Source organism: Frigoribacterium sp. SL97 (genome assembly GCF_026625765.1).
Lineage (GTDB): Bacteria > Actinomycetota > Actinomycetes > Actinomycetales > Microbacteriaceae > Frigoribacterium.
In genome coordinates this window covers 1,609,652-1,627,790 of the sequence record NZ_CP113062.1, presented here as the reverse complement: position 1 = coordinate 1,627,790, position 18,139 = coordinate 1,609,652, and the positions used below count along the sequence as shown (strand labels likewise).

Annotated in this window: 15 protein-coding genes and 1 pseudogene; all 16 read right to left on the bottom strand. The window is 71.1% G+C overall.

The window, feature by feature from the left end; all coding sequences use genetic code 11:
- Positions 1-119: 119 nt before the first annotated feature.
- Positions 120-1,568, bottom strand: coding sequence for a ribosome biogenesis GTPase Der (der, locus tag OVA02_RS07780; protein ID WP_420709653.1), 1,449 nt, complete (start codon positions 1,566-1,568; stop codon positions 120-122).
- A gap of 70 nt (positions 1,569-1,638) precedes the next feature.
- Complete coding sequence (gene cmk / locus OVA02_RS07775) at positions 1,639-2,316, bottom strand: (d)CMP kinase (protein WP_267659694.1); 678 nt, start codon at positions 2,314-2,316, stop codon at positions 1,639-1,641.
- A 134-nt stretch (positions 2,317-2,450) separates the two neighbouring features.
- Positions 2,451-3,548: a prephenate dehydrogenase gene (locus OVA02_RS07770; RefSeq protein WP_123570740.1), complete on the bottom strand. Its 1,098-nt coding sequence runs from the start codon at positions 3,546-3,548 to the stop codon at positions 2,451-2,453.
- A 1,586-nt stretch (positions 3,549-5,134) separates the two neighbouring features.
- Positions 5,135-5,929: pseudogene (locus OVA02_RS07765) on the bottom strand (pseudouridine synthase); the annotation flags it as partial.
- Positions 5,919-6,557, bottom strand: a complete 639-nt coding sequence (gene scpB / locus OVA02_RS07760) for an SMC-Scp complex subunit ScpB (protein WP_056044874.1) — start codon at positions 6,555-6,557, stop codon at positions 5,919-5,921. The pseudogene OVA02_RS07765 and the gene scpB, both read right to left, overlap by 11 nt.
- A complete protein-coding gene (locus tag OVA02_RS07755) occupies positions 6,547-7,401 on the bottom strand; it encodes a segregation and condensation protein A (protein WP_056044875.1) in 855 nt (284 codons plus the stop codon). The genes scpB and OVA02_RS07755 overlap by 11 nt, the downstream gene beginning before the upstream one ends.
- Complete coding sequence (locus OVA02_RS07750; protein ID WP_056044876.1) at positions 7,385-8,284, bottom strand: ParA family protein; 900 nt, start codon at positions 8,282-8,284, stop codon at positions 7,385-7,387. The genes OVA02_RS07755 and OVA02_RS07750 overlap by 17 nt, the downstream gene beginning before the upstream one ends.
- A 186-nt stretch (positions 8,285-8,470) precedes the next feature.
- The gene (gene xerD, locus OVA02_RS07745) at positions 8,471-9,394 is read right to left on the bottom strand and encodes a site-specific tyrosine recombinase XerD (RefSeq protein WP_056044877.1); all 924 of its coding nucleotides are present in this window, start codon (positions 9,392-9,394) and stop codon (positions 8,471-8,473) included.
- 49 nt (positions 9,395-9,443) lie between these two features.
- On the bottom strand, positions 9,444-10,016 hold the full coding sequence (locus OVA02_RS07740; RefSeq protein ID WP_056044878.1) for an NUDIX domain-containing protein: 573 nt from the start codon (positions 10,014-10,016) through the stop codon (positions 9,444-9,446).
- Positions 10,013-11,722, bottom strand: coding sequence for a CTP synthase (locus OVA02_RS07735; protein ID WP_082460201.1), 1,710 nt, complete (start codon positions 11,720-11,722; stop codon positions 10,013-10,015). The genes OVA02_RS07740 and OVA02_RS07735 overlap by 4 nt, the downstream gene beginning before the upstream one ends.
- Positions 11,723-11,773: 51 nt before the next feature.
- Positions 11,774-13,495: a DNA repair protein RecN gene (recN, locus tag OVA02_RS07730; RefSeq protein WP_056044880.1), complete on the bottom strand. Its 1,722-nt coding sequence runs from the start codon at positions 13,493-13,495 to the stop codon at positions 11,774-11,776.
- On the bottom strand, positions 13,492-14,475 hold the full coding sequence (locus tag OVA02_RS07725; protein ID WP_235452437.1) for an NAD kinase: 984 nt from the start codon (positions 14,473-14,475) through the stop codon (positions 13,492-13,494). Before OVA02_RS07725 ends, recN begins: the two co-directional genes overlap by 4 nt.
- A 5-nt stretch (positions 14,476-14,480) precedes the next feature.
- A complete protein-coding gene (locus OVA02_RS07720) occupies positions 14,481-15,296 on the bottom strand; it encodes a TlyA family RNA methyltransferase (RefSeq protein ID WP_056044882.1) in 816 nt (271 codons plus the stop codon).
- Positions 15,293-15,511: a hypothetical protein gene (locus tag OVA02_RS07715; protein WP_056044884.1), complete on the bottom strand. Its 219-nt coding sequence runs from the start codon at positions 15,509-15,511 to the stop codon at positions 15,293-15,295. Before OVA02_RS07715 ends, OVA02_RS07720 begins: the two co-directional genes overlap by 4 nt.
- Positions 15,512-15,559: 48 nt before the next feature.
- Positions 15,560-16,552, bottom strand: a complete 993-nt coding sequence (locus OVA02_RS07710) for an HAD-IIA family hydrolase (RefSeq protein ID WP_235452434.1) — start codon at positions 16,550-16,552, stop codon at positions 15,560-15,562.
- 4 nt (positions 16,553-16,556) lie between these two features.
- On the bottom strand, positions 16,557-17,408 hold the full coding sequence (locus OVA02_RS07705; RefSeq protein ID WP_200922571.1) for a hypothetical protein: 852 nt from the start codon (positions 17,406-17,408) through the stop codon (positions 16,557-16,559).
- Positions 17,409-18,139 lie beyond the last annotated feature (731 nt).

Genomic DNA, 18,139 nt, shown 5'->3' with positions numbered 1-18,139 from the left:
GGAGCCACCCTAGCAATGCAGAACGCCCGGTGTGGAAACGATCCACAACCGGGCGTTCAGTCCACAGGCGGGCCTGAGGGCGGTACCGATCCGTCGACGGGACGGGCACGGGAGAAGGACTACGGGCGCTTGCGCTTCTCGCGGACGCGCATGTTGACCGTGATGGGCGTGCCCTCGAAGCCGAAGATCTCGCGCAGGCGTCGCGTGATGAAGCGACGGTACTGCGGGTCGAGGAACCCGGTCGTGAAGAGCACGAAGGTCGGCGGGCGGTTCGCGGCCTGGGTCCCGAACAGGATGCGCGGCTGCTTGCCGGACCGCAGCGGGTGCGGGTGCTCGGCGACGAGCTCGGCGAGCAGGGCGTTGAACTTGCCGGTCGGGATGCGGGTGTCCCACGACTCGAGCGCGAGCTCGAGGGCGGGCACGAGCTTCTCGAGGTGACGACCCGTGCGGGCCGAGATGTTCACGCGCGGGGCCCACGACACGTGGTCGAGGTCCTGCTCGATCTCGCGCTCGAGGTAGCGACGACGGTCGTCGTCCAGGAGGTCCCACTTGTTGAAGGCGAGCACGAGCGCGCGACCCGACTCGAGCACGAGGTCGATGATGCGCAGGTCCTGCGTCGAGATCTGCTCGGTGACGTCGATCACGACGACCGCGACCTCGGCCTTCTCGAGCGCGGCCGAGGTGCGCAGCGACGCGTAGAAGTCGGCGCCCTGCTGCAGGTGGACGCGCTTGCGGATGCCTGCGGTGTCGACGAAGGTCCACACGCGACCGGCGATCTCGACCTGCTCGTCGACGGGGTCACGGGTCGTGCCGGCGAGCTCGTTGACGACGACGCGCTCTTCGCCCGCGGTCTTGTTCAGCAGCGAGCTCTTGCCGACGTTCGGTCGACCGAGGATCGCGACGCGACGAGGGCCGCCGATCTCTTGCTTGGCCACGGTCGAGACCGCGGGCAGCTTGGTCATGCACAGGTCGAGCAGGTCGGCGACGTTGCGACCGTGCAGCGCCGACGCGGGGAAGGGCTCGCCCAGCCCCAGCGACCACAGTGACGCGGCTTCGAGGTCTTTCCGGGCGTCGTCGCTCTTGTTGGCGACGAGGATGACCGGCTTGTGCGAGGCACGGAGCATGCGCACGACGGCCTCGTCGGTGGCCGTCGCCCCGACGTTGACGTCGACGACGAACAGCACGGCGTCGGCCAGGTCGACCGCGATCTCGGCCTGCATCGCGACCGAGCGGTCGATGCCGATCGCGTCGGGCTCCCATCCGCCGGTGTCGACGAGCGTGAAGCGGCGTCCGCCCCATTCGGCCTTGTACGAGACGCGGTCGCGCGTGACGCCGGGCTTGTCCTCGACGACGGCCTCGCGCCTCCCGAGGATGCGGTTGACCATGGCGCTCTTGCCGACGTTGGGTCGGCCGACGATCGCCAGCACCGGCAGGGCCGGGGCGTAGGTGAGTGCGTCGGGGTCCCAGTCGGCCCCCTCGAGGACGTCGATGTCGCCCTCGTCGAGGTCGTAGTCGGTCAGGCCGGCGCGGAGGGCTCGGGCGCGCTGGTCGGCGTCCTCGTCGGGCATCGTCTGGATGCGGTCGACCATCTGCTCGTCGAGCTCGGGGTACTTGTCGTCGTCTGCCATGGGGACTTCCTTAAGAAATGGGGGTGCTCGCTCGCACGAGCTCGACCACGGCCTGCACGGTCTGGTCGAAGTCGAGTTGGGTGGAGTCGACGGTGGAGACGCCGGGTGCGGCGGTCATGAAGTCGACGACCTTGCTGTCGAGCCGGTCGCGGGTCGAGAGCTGCCGAGCTGTCTCTTCGGCACTCTGCCCGGTCACCTCGGCCGAACGCCTGGCCATTCTAGCGGCTTCGCTCGCGGTCAACAGGATTCTGACCTGGGCATCCGGTGCGACGACGGTCGTGATGTCGCGCCCCTCAGTGACGATGCCCGGCTTGTCGGTCGACGCGATGATGCGGCGGAACAGGTCGACCATGAACCGACGGACCTCGGGCAGCTTGGCCACGTGGCTGACGGCGTTCGTCACGCGTGGCGTGCGGATCTCGTCGGTGACGTCGCGACCACCGATCGTCACCGAGGAGGCGCGGGCCGGGTCGATCCCGATCGCGTAGTGGAACGTCGGCAGCGTCGCGATGACGGCCTCGGCGTCGTCGAGGTCGACGCCGCTGTCGAGCGCGTGCAGGGCGAAGGCCCGGTAGGCCGCCCCTGTGTCTTGGTAGTCGAAGCCGAGGGAAGCTGCGGAGGCGCGGCTGACGCTCGACTTGCCGCTCCCGGCCGGCCCGTCGACGGCCACGACCACGTGGCGGTGCACGGCCTCGGCGGTCTCGGCCCGCAACTCTTCGACGTGGGCCTCGCCGGCGGGACCTCCGACGCCGTGCTCACCCGGCGAGCGCTCGGGGTCGACGTCCGACGAGCCGACGGGGCTCGTGCCGCCCTGGTCGCCGCTCACGCGAACGCCCCCACGACGGTCCAACCCCGGGTTTCGAGTTCGGTGACGAGTCGGTCTTCTTGTTCGGGCACGATCGATACCTCCGCGAGTCCTACCTGCGCGCCCGGCGAGTGCTCGAGCCGCAGATCTTCCAGGTTGACGCCGATCTCACCGATCTCGGTGAGCAGGCGGGCCAGTTGCCCGGGAGTGTCGTCGACCATGACGATCACCGAGCTGAACTGGGTCTGTTGCCCGTGCTTGCCGGGCAGACGGGCGACGCCGACGTTGCCGGCGCCGATGCTCTCGGCGACGGCGCGGCGACTGCCCGGCGCGTCGGGTGCCTCGAGGGCCTCGACGACGCGGTCGAGGTCGGCGCGCAGGTCGCGCAACACGACGGCCACGCGGGAGGCGTTCGCCCCCAGGATCTGCGTCCAGAGCGCCGGGTCGCTGCTCGCGACCCGCGTGACGTCCCGGACGCCCTGACCGGCGAGGCCGAGCGAGGCGTCGGGTGCGTCGCGCAGACGCGTCGCCATGAGGGAGGCGACGACCTGCGGCGCGTGGCTGACGAGGGCGACGCCGGCGTCGTGTTCCTCCGGCGTCATCTCGATCGGGGTCGCTCCGAGGTCGAGCGCCAGGTCTTCGACGGCGGCCGCCCGACGGTACGTGATGTCGTCGTGCCCCGCGATGACCCACGGGCGGCCGACGAAGAGGTCGGCGCGAGCCGAGACGGCTCCCCCGCGTTCGCGGCCGGCCATGGGATGCGATCCGATGTACCGCGACACGTCGGCGCCGCGCGCACGCAACTCGGCGAGCGGGGCGACCTTGACCGATGCGACGTCGGTCACGAGCGCCTCGGGCCAGGCGTCGAGTTCGCGCGCGACGATGTCGCTGGTGACGTCGGGCGGCACGGCGACGACGACGAGCCCGGGGGCGTCGCCGTCGGCCGGGGGCCGCCCGGCGCCGTAGTCGACGGCGAGGCTGCGCGCCGCCGGTGACACGTCGTCGAGGATCACGTCGACGCCGTGCTGGCGCAGACGCAGACCGATGCTGGCACCGAGCAGACCCGAACCGACGATGCGCACCTGGCCTGCCAGCCGGCGGCTGCCCGCCGTCAGCACGCCGACCGTCGAAGGGTCGGCCGACGGTGCGTGAGCGAGGAGCGCGTCAGACCCGAAGGCGTCGTCGGACGAGGAGGCGCGGTGCGCGTCGGTCACGACCGTCCGCCCCCTCGGGGACCACGTCCCCCGGCGTCGGGTCGGCCACGGTACGGACGGTCGCCGCCGCGGTCGTCGCGACCGCCACGGTCGTCGCGGCCTCCGCGGTCGTCGCGGCCTCCGCGGTCGTCGCGCGGGCCACGGGCGGGTCCGCCGCGCGAACCCCCGCGGTCGTCGCGTTGCTCACGGCCCTGGTAGCCGCCGCTGCGCGCCCCGTCGCGGCCTCCACGGTCGTCGCGACCCTGGTAGCCACCGCGCGAGTCTCCGCGGTCGTCACGACCTTGGTAGCCGGCACCGCGCGAGCCACCGCGGTCGTCACGACCCTGGTAGCCACCGCGCGAGTCTCCGCGGTCGTCACGCTGTTCTCGTCCCTGGTAGCCGCCACGCGACGCACCACGGTCGTCGCGACCCTGGTACCCACCGCGCGAACCACCACGGTCGTCACGACCGGCACGACCGGCACGATCGTCACGTCCACTCCGGTCGTCGCGGCCCTGGTACCCGCCACGCGAGCCCCCACGGTCGTCGCGCGAATCGCGCCCACCCGTGTAGCCACCGGCACCGGCACCGGCACCGGCACCGGCACGACGGTCGTCACGCGCGCCACGGTCGTCTTCGCCCCGCTCCGCTGCGCCGCGGTCGACCCATCCGCGGTTGGTCGCCTTGCCGCCGGCACGGATGCCCGAGGGGCGTCCGGTGCGCGGGTCGCGGTTGGCGTCACGGTTCGGGTACCCCGCCGCGCGCTCTTCACCAGGGCTCAGCGGACGGTCTCCGCCACCTCGCGGCGCACGGTCGTCGCGCGAGACGAACCCGCCGCGCGAGCCGCGATCGTCGCGTGACACGAACCCACCGCGATCGTCACGACCGCGGCCGTCGTCGTTGCGGCCCTGGTACCCCGGTCGTGCTCCACCGCGGTCGTCACGTCCCTGGTACCCGCCACGGGCCGGACGCTCGTCGCGCCCGCGGCCGTCGTCGTTCCGCCCCTGGTAGCCACCACGAGACTCGCCGCGGCCGTCGTCGTTGCGGCCCTGGTAGCCACCACGAGATCCAGCGCGGTCGTCGCGTCCCTGGTACCCGCCGCGAGCGGGACGCGCGTCACTGCCGTGGTAACCGGTGCGAGCCGGTCGTCCCTCGCGTCCGCGACCGTCGTCGTTGTTGCCCTGGTAGCCGCGCACGGGACGCTCATCGCCCGAGCGTCCGTCGTGCCGGTTGCCCTGGTACCCACCTCGGGTCGGGCTCTCGTCGCGTTGACCGCGGCGCGCCTCCTGCTCTCGCCGGACCTGCGCCCGGCGCGAGGTCGACTCGGCCTGGTCACGGGCCGCGGCACGGCGACGCTCGGCACGGGCATCGGTCGCGGGGTCGTACTCTTCGTCGTCCTCGTCGTAGTAGTCCTTCTCGACCTCGTCGTCGGCGAGGGCCAGCTCGACGACGTCGGCCTCGTCGACGGGGGCGTCGGGGCTCTCGGTGATCGGGGCGGCGTCGACCGTCGAGTCGGCCGTGGCGTCGCGCGAGATGGTGAGGATGGCCCCGAGCTCGACCTTGGTCAGCGAGCGCATGTGGCCGACCTTGAGCGTGCCGAGGTGCAGCGGGCCGAACGACCGGCGCACGAGGTCGATGACCGGGTGGCCGACGGCCTCGAGCATGCGACGGACGATGCGGTTGCGCCCGGAGTGCAGGGTGATCTCGATCAGCGACGAGTCGGACGAACGCGAGAGACCCGCGCCACCGGCGACGAGCGTCGCCTTGTCCGCCGCGATCGGGCCGTCGTCGAGTTCGACGCCGGTCATCAGCTCGTTCAGCACGGCGGGCGTGACGACGCCCTTGACCTTCGCGATGTACGTCTTGGTGACGCCGAACGACGGGTGCGCGAGAACGTGCGCGAGCTCGCCGTCGTTGGTCAACACGAGGAGGCCGCTCGTCTCGACGTCGAGGCGGCCGACGTTGAAGAGGCGCTCTTCGTACTGCTCGGTGAACTGACGCAGGTCGGGCCGGCCGTTCTCGTCGCTCAGGGTGCTGACGATGCCGACCGGCTTGTTGAGCATGACGTAACGACGCGTGGCGTCGAGCTGCACGGCGCTGCCGTCGACGACGATCTTGTCTTTGGTCGGGTCGATGCGGCGGCCGGGTTCGGTGACGACCTTGCCGTTCACCGTCACCCGCCCGGCGGCGATCATGTCTTCGCTGACCCGGCGCGAGGCCACGCCCGCGGCCGCCATGACCTTCTGCAGGCGCTCGCCCGAGGCCAGCTCGGAGTCGTCGGAGGAGAACTGACTACGCGACATCGTCGAACCCCCCCTGGCCGTCCGAGAGCAGGGGCGAGATGAGCGGCAGCTCATCGAGCGAGTTGATGCCGAGATGGGTCAAGAGGAGGCCTGTCGTTTCGTAGTTGATGGCGCCTGTCTCGGGGTCGGTGGACGACTCCGTGATCAGACCGCGACCCAACAGCGTACGGACGACCGAGTCGACGTTGACCGCCCGGATCTGGGCGATGCTGCTGCGGGTGATGGGTTGCTTGTAGGCGATGACCGCCAGCGTCTCGAGAGCCGCTGAGGACAGTTTCGTCGGGTTCTGCGTCAGCACGAAATCGCGCACGACCGGATCGTGCTCGTCACGGACGTAGAATCGCCAGCCGCCACCGACCTCACGCAGCTCGAAACCCCGTCGGATCGTGCCGTCGACACCGTCGAAATCGGCCACGAGCGTCGTGATCGCCTGCCGCACCGCGGCGACGGGGGCGCCGACGGCGGTCGCCAGGTCGACGAGCGACTGCGGCTCGTCGGCCACCATCAACAACGCCTCGAGACGACGTGCGACGGCATCGGGTGACGACGGCGACTCGTCGACGTCCTGGACGACGTCGTCGTCGGCCGTGTCGACGGCCGAGGAGGCGCGGGTCGCGTCAGCCCTCATAGTCGGCCCCCAGCGCCGCGAGGTTCTCTTCGGTCCAGGTCTCGGCCACCCAGCGCACGCTGAGTTCACCGAGCGGCTCGACCTGCTCGAACGAGATGGACGCGTGGCGGTACAACTCGAGCAGCGCGAGGAACCGGGCGACGACGACGCCCTTCTCGTCGATTCCCGCGACGAGCTGGCGAAAGGTGAGGACCGACCCACGACGGAGCAGCGCCACGACGACGGCCGCCTGCTCGCGGATGCTGACCAGGGGGGCGTGGAGGTGGTCCAGGCCGACCGTGGGTGTCTCGCGCGGCGCCAGCGCGAGGGTGGCGAGCGCCGCGAAGTCGTCGGGCGAGAGCGTCCAGACGAGCTCCGGGGTCGTGACGCGGTACTTCTGTTCGAGCCGCACCGAGCGGGCGTGACGCGCCGCCTCGGCAGCGCCGTGCTGGGCGAACCACTCGGCGGCCTGCTTGAAGGCCCGGTACTGCAGCAGCCGGGCGAAGAGCAGGTCGCGCGCCTCGAGCAGGGCGACGTCCTCGGCGTCGACGAGCTCGCCCTGGGGCAGCAGCCCCGCCACCTTGAGGTCGAGCAGCGTCGCCGCGACGACGATGAACTCGCTGGCCTGGTCGAGGTTCTCGTCGGTGTCGATGCGACGGAGGAACGACAGGAACTCGTCGGTCACGGCGCTGAGGGCGACCTCGGTGATGTCCATCTCGCGCCTGCTGATCAGCGAGAGCAGCAGGTCGAACGGCCCGCTGAAGTTCTCGAGCCGCACCTCGAAGCCCGGCGAGACCTCCGGGCCCGCGAGGGCGGTCTCGTCGGTGCCGGCCTCGGCGGTCGCCGACTCAGGCCGCGGCACCACGCGCGATCAGCTCTCGGGCCAGCTGGCGGTAGGCCTGCGCCGCCGGGTGCTCGGGGGCGAACTTGGTGATCGGGGTGCCGGCGACCGAGGCGTCGGGGAACTTCACGGTGCGGCCGATGACGGTCTCGAGCACCTGGTCGTCGAACGCCTCGACGACGCGTTCGAGCACCTCGCGGCTGTGCAGCGTGCGCGAGTCGAACATGGTCGGCAGGATGCCGTCGAGGGTGATCGCGGGGTTGAGCCGGTCGCGCACCTTCTCGATGGTCTCGACGAGCAGGGCGACGCCGCGGAGGGCGAAGAACTCGCACTCGAGCGGGATGAGCACGCCGTGCGCCGCGGTGAGGGCGTTGACGGTCAGCAGGCCGAGCGAGGGCTGGCAGTCGATCAGGACGACGTCGTACTCGTCGCTGACCTGGCGCAGGATGCGCGCGAGGATCTGCTCGCGGGCGACCTCGTTGACGAGGTGCACCTCGGCGGCGGAGAGGTCGATGTTGGCCGGCATGACGTCGAGGTTGTCGACGCGGGTGGGCACGATGACGTCGTGCGCGTCCTTCACGGCACCGATCATCAGATCGTAGATCGTGGCCTGGTCGTGCGACTGCACGCCGAGGCCGGCCGTCAGCGCACCCTGCGGATCGAAGTCGATGGCCAACACGCGACGGCCGTACTCGGCGAACGCGGCACCGAGGTTGATCGTCGTGGTGGTCTTGCCGACGCCGCCCTTCTGGTTGCAGAGGGTGATGATGCGGGCCGGGCCGTGGCTCGACAGGGGCGCGGGAGTCGGGAACTCGGTGCGCGGGCGCCCGGTGGGGCCGTTCGCGGGGACGGTCGCCGGAGCGCTCTCGAAGAGGGCGGGGGTGCTCGAGGTCGGCTTGGTGCTCACGGGTACGAGAGTACCGGCGCCCCCCGACGCCGACGGGCTGCCGCGCCCGGCCCGTCACCAGGAAGCCTCATGCCTTGCTTGAGGGTTTTGCCTGGTCAGCGCCTGGTCGGGGCCGGGTCGGGGCCGGGTCGGCCTCGGGTCCCCGCCTGGTGGGCGCCGGGTCGTCGTCGGGTCGTCGCCGGGTCGTCACGCGGGTGACGACGCCCACCGGGCACGCGGGTGCGCCGTCGAGTAGACGTCCCGCAGCGCGTCCGCCGTCACCAGCGTGTAGATCTGCGTCGTCGCGACCGACGAGTGCCCGAGCAACTCCTGCACGACCCGGACGTCGGCCCCGCCCTCGAGCAGGTGCGTCGCGAACGAGTGCCGCAACGTGTGCGGCGACACCTCGACGCCGAGCTGCGCCCGGTCGGCCGCCGCCTGGATGATCAGCCACGCGTTCTGCCGGGACACCCGGGCCCCGCGCGTGCCGAGGAACAGCGCGGGCGTCGGGTCTCCCCGCGGAGAGAACACCGGTCGGGCCCTCACCAGGTAGGCGTCGAGAGCCCGGCGCGCGTAGCTGCCGAGCGGGACGACGCGCTGCTTGTTCCCCTTGCCGAACAGGCGCACGACGTCGCCCTCGATCACGTCGTCGACGTTGAGCGACACGGCCTCGCTCACGCGTGCCCCCGTCGCGTAGAGCAGCTCGAGCAGGGCCTTGTCGCGCAGCCGGGTCGGTTCGTCACCGTCCGTCGCGGCGAGCAGCGCCTCGACCTGACCCACCGAGATCGCCTTGGGCAGGCGACTCGGCAGCTTGGGCGGGCGGGTGGTGGCCGCCACGTCCACCGCGACCAGCCCCTCCTCGAGCGCGAAGCGGTGGAAACCGCGCACCGACGACAACACCCGGGCCACCGAGGAGGCGCCGAGCGGCTTCTCGACGCGGGTCACCAGAGCCGCGGGGAACGTCGCGACGTCCGCGGCCTCGACCTCGTCCAGGGTGCGCCGTCCGGCCTCCGCCAGGTGCGCTCGCCAGAGGACGAGGTCGCGGCGGTACGCGGCGGTCGTGTTCGGGCTGAGACCACGCTCGACCGAGACGTGCCTCAGGTACCTGTCCAGCGCCTCCTCGATCGTCACGAGGTCAGGCTACGGCCGGGACCGCCGTGCCACCTCGGCGACGCACGCCTCAGCGGGACGCGACCGCGGCGAGCGCCGCGATGCTGAGGATCGAGTTGTGCAGCCGGCCGGCCAGCACTCCGTCGACGATCTCGTCGAGCGAGACCCAGCGCTTCTCGATGTCGGCTTCTTCGTCGCTCCGCTCGAACGCGTCCGCCGTGGCGCCGACGCCGGTCGCCCGGAAGACCGTGACCATCTCGTCGTTGCCGCCGGGTGTGGTGTGGAACGAGACGAGCTCGTCCCAGTTCGTCGCCTGCAGGTCGGCCTCTTCGGCGAGCTCGCGCTTCGCGGCGTCGAGCTTGCTCTCACCCTCGGCGTCGAGCAGGCCGGCGGGCAGTTCCCAGTCGCGGGAGCGGATCGGGTGCCGGTACTGCTTGATGACGAGCACGCGCTGCTGGTCGTCGACGGCCAGCACCGCCACGGCACCGGTGTGCGCGACGTACTCGCGCACCATCGGCGAGCCGTTGTAGTCGACGGTGTCGCGCTTGACGTTCCAGACCGCGCCTTCGAAGACGACCTCGGACTTCGTGATCGTCGGCGACGCTGGTTCGTCGGCGAGCGGCTCACCGGTCGTGTCGGTCACGCCACGACCTCGGCGGCGTCGGCTTCGTCGGCGAACAGCTTGCTCGCATCGTGGCGCTCGAGCGACGCCGCCACGAGCCCGGCGAACAGCGGGTGCGCGTCGTTGGGGCGGGACCGCAGTTCGGGGTGGGCCTGCGTCCCGATGTAGAACGGGTGGACGTCGCGGTCGAGTTCGACGTACTCGACGAGCGTGCCGTCGGGTGAGGTGCCCGAGAAGCGCAGGCCCGCGTCGGCGATCTGCTGACGGTACTGGTTCGAGACCTCGTAGCGGTGGCGGTGACGCTCGGACACCAGCTCGGACCCGTAGAGGTCGGCGGCGAGCGAGCCCGGCGTCAACGCGGCCGGGTAGAGGCCGAGGCGCATGGTGCCGCCCAGGTCACCGTCGGCGATGATGTCGACCTGCTCGGCCATGGTCGCGACTACCGCGTACTCGGTGTCGGGGTCGAACTCGGACGAGGAGGCGCCGGTCAGGCCGGCCTCGTTGCGCGCGTACTCGATGACCATGCACTGCAGGCCGAGGCACAGGCCGAGCGCCGGCAGGCCGTTCTCGCGCGCGAAGCGCAGCGCGCCGAGCTTGCCCTCGATGCCGCGGATGCCGAAGCCACCGGGCACGCAGATGCCGTCGACCTTGCTGAGGGCCTTCGCGGCGCCCTCGGCGGTCTCGCAGTCGTCGGAGGGTATCCAGGTCAGTGACACCTTGGTCTGGTGTGCGAACCCGCCGGCCTTGAGGGCCTCGGTGACCGAGAGGTAGGCGTCGGGCAGGTCGATGTACTTGCCGACCAGGCCGATCGTGACCTCGTGCTTCGGCTCGTGGACGGCGGTCAAGACGGGCTGCCAGCCCGACCAGTCGACCTCGCCGGCCTTCTCGCCGAGGCCCAGGTGGTCGATGATGTACGCGTCGAGCCCCTGGTCGTTCAGCATGGCCGGGATGTCGTAGATGCTCGCGACGTCCTTCGCGTTGACCACGGCGTCCTCGTCGACGTCGCACATCAGGGCGATCTTCTTCTTGTTGCTCTCGCTGACCGGACGGTCGCTGCGCAGCACGAGGGCGTCGGGCTGGATGCCGATCGAGCGCAGGGCCGCGACGCTGTGCTGGGTCGGCTTGGTCTTCTGCTCGCCCGACGCGCCCATGTAGGGCACGAGGGAGACGTGCACGAAGAAGACGTTCTTGCGACCGAGCTCGTGGCGCACCTGACGGGCGGCCTCGATGAACGGCTGGCTCTCGATGTCGCCGACCGTGCCGCCGACCTCGGTGATGATCACGTCGGGCTTGGGGTCGTCGTCGGCCTGCTGGCGCATGCGCCGCTTGATCTCGTCGGTGATGTGCGGGATGACCTGCACGGTGTCACCGAGGTACTCGCCGCGTCGTTCCTTCGCGATGACGGTCGAGTAGATCTGCCCCGTCGTGACGTTCGCTGACTGACCGAGGTCGATGTCGAGGAACCGCTCGTAGTGCCCGATGTCGAGGTCGGTCTCGGCGCCGTCGTCGGTGACGAAGACCTCACCGTGCTGGAACGGGTTCATGGTGCCCGGATCGACGTTCAGGTACGGATCGAGCTTCTGCATGACGACCCGCAACCCGCGGGCCGTGAGCAGATTGCCCAGGCTGGCGGCCGTCAGGCCTTTTCCGAGGGAGGAGACGACGCCTCCGGTGACGAAGATGTGCTTCGTCGTGCTGGCATCTGGACCCGAGTTCTCAACGTTCACCACGGGATTCCATCCTATGTCACACCGAGCCGTTCCGACAGGCCACGCCTGTTACGAACGTGTGTCGGCCGTGGCCGGTCGGCGGGCCGACGAGGCGAGTTCGAGCAGTTCACGGGCGTGTTCGAGACCGCTGGAGCTGTCGGGCAGCCCTGAGAGCAGGCGGGCCATCTCGGCGACTCGCTCGTCGCCCTCGAGCTGGTGCACGCTGCTCGCCGTCACCTCGCCCGAGGCGTCCTTGACGACGCGGAGGTGGTTGGTGGCGAACGCGGCGACCTGGGCCAGGTGCGTCACCACGATGACCTGTGCCCGTTCGGCGAGCGCCGCCAGGCGTCGGCCGATCTCGATCGCGGCCGAACCGCCGACGCCGGCGTCGACCTCGTCGAAGACGAAGGTGGGCACGTCGCTCGACCCGGCCATGACGACCTCGAGCGCGAGCATGACGCGCGAGAGTTCGCCGCCGGACGCGCCCTTGCCGAGGGGGCGGGGCTCGCTGCCGGGGTGCGGCCTCAGCAGGAGCGAGACGACGTCGCCGCCGCTCGTCCCGAGCTCGTCCCGAGGCGAGACCTCGACGACGATCTCGGCACCGGTCATGGCGAGGGCGCTCAGCTCGGCGCTGACCCGCGTCGAGAGGTCGGCCCCGGAGGCGCGGCGCAGGTCCCCGAGGACGCCCGCCCGTCGTTCGGCCTCGGCCCGCAGCTCGGCGACCTCGTCGTCGAGGTGCGCGAGGCGGTCGTCGTCGCCGTCGAGCTCGACCAGGCGTCGGCTGCCGTCGTCGAGGAGGCGGATGACGTCGTCGAGGGTGGGGCCGTACTTGCGGACGAGCCCGGCGAGGTCCGCGCGCCGGGTCTGCACCGACTCGAGTTCGACGGCCACGTCGGCGTCGAGGGTGCCGAGGTAGCTCGACAGTCGGGAGGCGGATTCGCCGACCTGCACGCTGACCTCGGCCAGCAGGTCGGCGATGGGCTCGAGCGCCGGGTCGTGCGGGGCGACGCGTTCGATCTGACGGCGTGCCTCCTCCACGAGGGAGACGACGTCGCGGGTCCCGTCGACCGCGTCGGTCGAGAGCACCTCGTGGGCGAGGCCGGCTGCCAGCCTGAGGTCTTCGGCGTTGCTGAGTCGCTCGGCCGCGGCATCGAGCTCGTCGAGTTCGCCGGCCACGGGGGCGAGGCCCTCGATCTCGTCGATCGCGGCCCGCAGGGTGTCGGCCTCGTCACGTCGGGCGTCGCGGTCGCGGGTGATCTCGTCGAGTTCGGCTCGGGCGGCCAGCCAGGCGTCGTACGCGCCACGGTAGTGTGCGGCGGCCTCGGCGAGGGCGGCCCCGCCGTGCGCGTCGACGGCCGCGCGTTGGGCGGCAGCGGACTTCAGTCGGATCTGCTCGGACTGGCCGTGGACCACCACGAGGTGGTCGGCGAGGTCGCCGAGCACGCCGATCGGGGCCGTGCGTCCGCCGACCACCGCACGGCTACGTCCCTCGGCCGAGACCACGCGACTGAGGAAGAGCTCGCCGTCGTCGACGTCGCCGCCCGCGTCCCGGACGCGCTCGACGATGGCCCCCTCGGCAGGGACCAGCCAGCGCCCGTCCACGACGGCCTGGGGGCTGCCCGAGCGGACGACACCGCTCTCGGCACGCTGACCGAGCAGCAGGCCGAGCGCCGAGACGACCATGGTCTTGCCCGCCCCCGTCTCGCCGGTGACGGCCGTGAAGCCGGGGCCGAGCGGCAGGGTCGCGCGACCGATCACGCCGAGGTCGCGGATCGAGATCTCTTCGATCATCGGTCGCCCTCGCGGGCCGGATCGGACGTGGTCGGGCTGATGGTGGCCCCGACGGCGACGTCCTCGACGGTGGCCGGTCCGCGCCAGCCCGTGACGGGGAGCTGGAACTTGGCCACGAGGCGATCGGTGAACGGGCCCGTCCGCAGGCGGGCCAGTCGCACGGGCTGGTCGGAGCGGCTGCACTCGACCCGGGCCCCCGGGGGCAGGTCGTGCTCGCGGCGACCGTCACACCACAGGATGCCGCGAGCGTCCGTGCGGCTCAGCACCTCGACGGCGAGCACCGAGTCGGGCCCGACGACGAGTGGTCGGGCGAAGAGCGCGTGGGCACTGAGCGGCACGAGCAGCAACGCCTGCACGGCAGGCCACACCACCGGGCCGCCGGCCGAGAACGAGTAGGCCGTCGAGCCGGTCGGCGTGGACATGACCACGCCGTCGCAACCGAAGGACGACAGAGGACGACCGTCGACCTCGATGACGACCTCGAGCATGCGCTCGCGTGAGGCCTTCTCGACCGTGGCCTCGTTCATGGCCCAGGTCTCGTAGACGACCTCGTCACCGTTGGTGACCTTGACGTCGAGCGCGAACCGCTCCTCGACCTCGTAGTCGGCCGCGAGGACGCGGGCGACGGTGTCGGCCATCTCGTCGCGCTCGCTCTCGGCCAGGAACCCGACGTGGCCGAGGTTGACCCCGACGATGGGAGCGCGGGTACCGCGGATCAACTCGGCGGCACGGAGGATCGTGCCGTCGCCACCCAGGACGATGACGCATTCGAGGTCGTCGCAGGCCACGCCGTCGAACAGGATCTCGACGTCGTCGATGGCGGCCGTGGGCTGGGCCCGACGGATGTCGTCCCACTCGTCGCGGGGAAGGACGGGAACCACACCGGCGTCGCCCAACAACCCGCAGACCTCGAGGGCGGCGTCGATGGAGTCGGGACGCCCCGTGTGCGAGACGACCAGGATGTGTCGTGTCGAAGAGATGTCGTTCACCCTCTCGTCAAGCTGTCGGCCGTGCTGAGCCATTCTGTCGGATTCGTCCCGACCGAGGCCGAGAAGTGCACACAGTACTCGCGGTTGCCCGAGCCGCCGACGATCGGGGACGAGATGAGCCCGGCCGTGCCGAGCCCCAGGTCGTGGGCGGCCCACAACACCGTGGTGACGGCCTCGTTCCGCAGCACGGGGTCGAGCACGAGACCCTCCCGGACGCCCTGTCGGCCGACCTCGAACTGCGGCTTGATCAGCAGGACGAAGTCGTTGTCCACACCCACGCTCGCCACGAGTGCGGGCAGCACCATCGTCAGGGAGATGAACGACACGTCGGCCACCACGAGCGACACCGAGGAGGCACGGGTCGTCAACGCCGCGAACCGCTCGGCCGTCAGGTAGCGCGCGTTCTCGCCCTCGACGATCATGACTCGCGGGTCGAAACGAACCGGGTTGGCCAACTGACCGTGGCCGACGTCGAGGGCGACCACGTGCTCGGCCCCGCGCTCGAGGAGGACCTGCGTGAACCCGCCCGTGGACGCTCCGACGTCGAGGGCCGTCCGGCCCGTGGGGTCGACCCGGAACGCGTCGAGCGCACCCAGGAGTTTGTGTGCCGCACGACTCACGTAGTGGTCGAGGCCGGCGACGGCGACGTCGTCCGACTCGCCCACCCGAGCGGACGCCTTGACCACTCCCACGCCGTTGACGGTCACCAATCCGTCCGACAACAAGCGGGCGGCATGCGTCCGTGACCGGGCGAGACCACGCCGGGCGAGGACCGAGTCGAGTCGATCCCCCGGCGCTTCGGCGGCCGTCATCGACCGCCCTGACCGATGTCGTCGGTGGTGCCCTCGAGCACGGCGCGGAGCTCGTCGTGGATCGCGGCGAAGGCCTCGGCCCGCGAGGACAAGGGGAGGGACTCGATGCCCGACAGCTGCTCGGCAGACGCCACCTGCGCCTCCTGACGGTCTGCGGCGTCCACGACGTCGAGGTCGGTGTCGCCGCGGACGGTCGCGTCGGGATGGTCGCTCATGGTGCCGACCAGACTAGCCGCCGCCCCTGACGGTCGGGTCGGGAGCGATCAGCCGTCGGCGTGCAGCTTCGGGTCGACGTCGAGCCCGTAGATGGCCTTGCCTGTCCCCCACACCGCGGCGGCCCCCGCGCGCAGCAGGTCGACGGGGTCGCCTCCGTCGGACAACACCCGCACCACGTGACCGCGGACGGCGACGCTCGCCCCACGGACCGTGACGACGTGCACGTCCTCTTCGTCGTGTTCGACGGTGTCGGGATACGGCTGGTCCAACTCACGGAGGTCGCCGACGATGAAGTCCGGCCGGGACTTCGCGTCGGCGGCGAGCACCTGCTTCGCGCCGTCGATGCCGGTCAGCACCAGGATCGAGACGAGTCCCGCGGCATTCGCGCCGACGATGTCGGTGTCGAGCCGGTCCCCGATGAACGCGGCCTTCGTCGCCCCGAACCTCTCGACGGCCGCGGTGAAGATCGGGGTCTCGGGCTTGCCGGCGGTCACGGGCAGGCGCCCGACGGCCGTGTGGACCGCGGACACCAGCGTTCCGTTGCCGGGCGCGACACCACGCTCCTGCGGGATCGTCCAGTCCGTGTTCGTCGCGATCCACGGGATGCCCGTGTGCAAGGCGAAGGACGCCTCGGCGAGCTGCGCCCATCCGACGTCAGGGCTGAAACCCTGCACGACCGCCGCGGGCGCGTCGTCGGCCGAACGGGTGACGACGAAGCCCTCGGCCTCGAGCACCGACGTCAGGCCCTCGCCGCCGACGACCAGCACCGTCGAGCCGGCGGGCACGGCATCGACGAGGAGGCGCACGGCGGCCTGCGGGGACGTCACCACGTCGTCCGCGTCCACCTCGAGTCCGTAACCGGCCAGTTGACCGGCCACCGTCTCGGCGGTCCGCGACGCGTTGTTCGTGACGTACCCGACGCGACGGGTACGAGCCAGGTCCGTCAGGCTCTCGACCGCGTGGTCGATGGCGTGCCGCCCCCGGTAGACGACCCCGTCGAGGTCGGCGAGGACGGTGTCGACGCCGTCGAGAGGCGTCACCGCGTCAGGCACGGTGGTCGTCGACGTGGTCCGTGCCCTGCGGGGTCGTCTCGGGATCGGCAGTCTCATCGTGGTGGCCCTGCTCCTCGTCGTGCTGCTCGTCCGCGCGGTCGTCCGGACGATGCTCGGGTCCGTCGAGGTCGTCGGCGCCGCCGTGGGACTCCCCTGGCACGCCGTCGGGCTCGCCGAGCGCCAGCTCACCGGGCTCGTCAGACATCGGTTCATCCGACTCTTCGATGGTCAGCTCACCGGGCTCGTCGAGGGCGACGGGTCGTTCGTCGGAGAATTCGACGTCCTCCTCGACGATCTCCACGGTCTCGCCGTCGGCGCCACCGTGTTCGAGGGCCGCGAGAGCGTCCTCGGCCCGGTCGGCGAGTTCGAGCCACTTCTCCCCCTCGTCGGGGCGACCCAGATCCTCGAGGACCGTGCCGTAGGCGGCGAAGAGGGCCGGGCTGTAGCTGAAAGCTGTCATCCGGTCGAGTTGGGGGATCTCGAGCTCGCCCAGAGCAGCTTGGGGTTGGCCGAGGTCGAGACGGGCACCCGACATCGCGATGGCCAGTGAGACGCGCACCTGGACGTCGAGTGTCGACACGTCGACGGACCGCCCGAGCTCGAGCGCCCGCTCGGGACGACCCAGACCTCGTTCACTGTCGACCATGAGAGGCAACTGGTCATCACGGCCCGAGATGCGACGGTAGGTGCGTAGTTCGCGGAGGGTGAGGGCGTAGTCCCCCACCTGGTAGGCCGTGATGGCGATCGTCTCGCGGACGACGGAGATGCGCCCGGCCCGACGTCCTGCCGAGAGGGCGTGCTTGTGGGCCTCCTCCGGGTCCTCGTCGATCAGACGACCAGCCATGACCAGGTGCTTGGCCACCCAGTCCGCGTTCTCCTTGCTGAGCGTCTTGAGCTCACCACGGGCGACCTTGTCCAGATCACGGGGCTCGACGTCATCCGGGACGTGCGCGACCTCTTGCGCCGGACGGACCGACTTGATGCCGAACGGGTCACGGTCTTCCGGGGTCTCGCGGGGCGTCCAGCCCTCTCGACGATCACCACGTCCCGTCGAACCGGTACGAGGCCCTGCTCCGCGACGATCGTCGCCACCCGGGCGACCACCGCGCTGCGGACGGTCGCCCGACGACGGACGATCTCCCCGCTGAGGCCGGTCACCATGCGAGGGACGATCCCCTCGCTGGGGCCGATCACCGTAGGACGGACGATCCCCGCGCTGTGGCCCGCCGCTCGAGGGTCGCCCCCCGCTGGGGCGTCCGTTGGAGGGACGTCCCTCGGACGGACGCTCGCCGCGCGGAGAACGCCCGCCGGCCGGGCGATCGCTCGACGATCGGCCCCGGTCACCGAATGAGGGCCGGCCTGTGCCCCCACCGCGGTTCGCCCCACTGCTGCCAGAGCCCGAGGAGGGACGGCGTGGGCCGTCCTTGCGGTCGTCGTCGTCGCGATCAGTCACCGAAGTGCTCCTCTGTTGTTCTCTGCCAGCTGTCGAGTTGTGAAGGGTCGACTCTACCAAAGCGACCACGACTGCAGGAGGCGCGGTTCGGCTGGGCGAGATTCGTCCCGTAACGCAGAAAA

What these genes read in the sequence shown, in the direction of transcription:
- der (WP_420709653.1), bottom strand. Translation starts at nt 1,568, where the DNA reads ATGCCCGACGAGGACGCCGACCAGCGCGCCCGAGCCCTCCGCGCCGGC.
- scpB (WP_056044874.1), bottom strand. Translation starts at nt 6,557, where the DNA reads ATGAGGGCTGACGCGACCCGCGCCTCCTCGGCCGTCGACACGGCCGAC.
- recN (WP_056044880.1), bottom strand. Translation starts at nt 13,495, where the DNA reads ATGATCGAAGAGATCTCGATCCGCGACCTCGGCGTGATCGGTCGCGCG.
- OVA02_RS07720 (WP_056044882.1), bottom strand. Translation starts at nt 15,296, where the DNA reads ATGACGGCCGCCGAAGCGCCGGGGGATCGACTCGACTCGGTCCTCGCC.
- OVA02_RS07715 (WP_056044884.1), bottom strand. Translation starts at nt 15,511, where the DNA reads ATGAGCGACCATCCCGACGCGACCGTCCGCGGCGACACCGACCTCGAC.
- OVA02_RS07705 (WP_200922571.1), bottom strand. Translation starts at nt 17,408, where the DNA reads ATGGCTGGTCGTCTGATCGACGAGGACCCGGAGGAGGCCCACAAGCAC.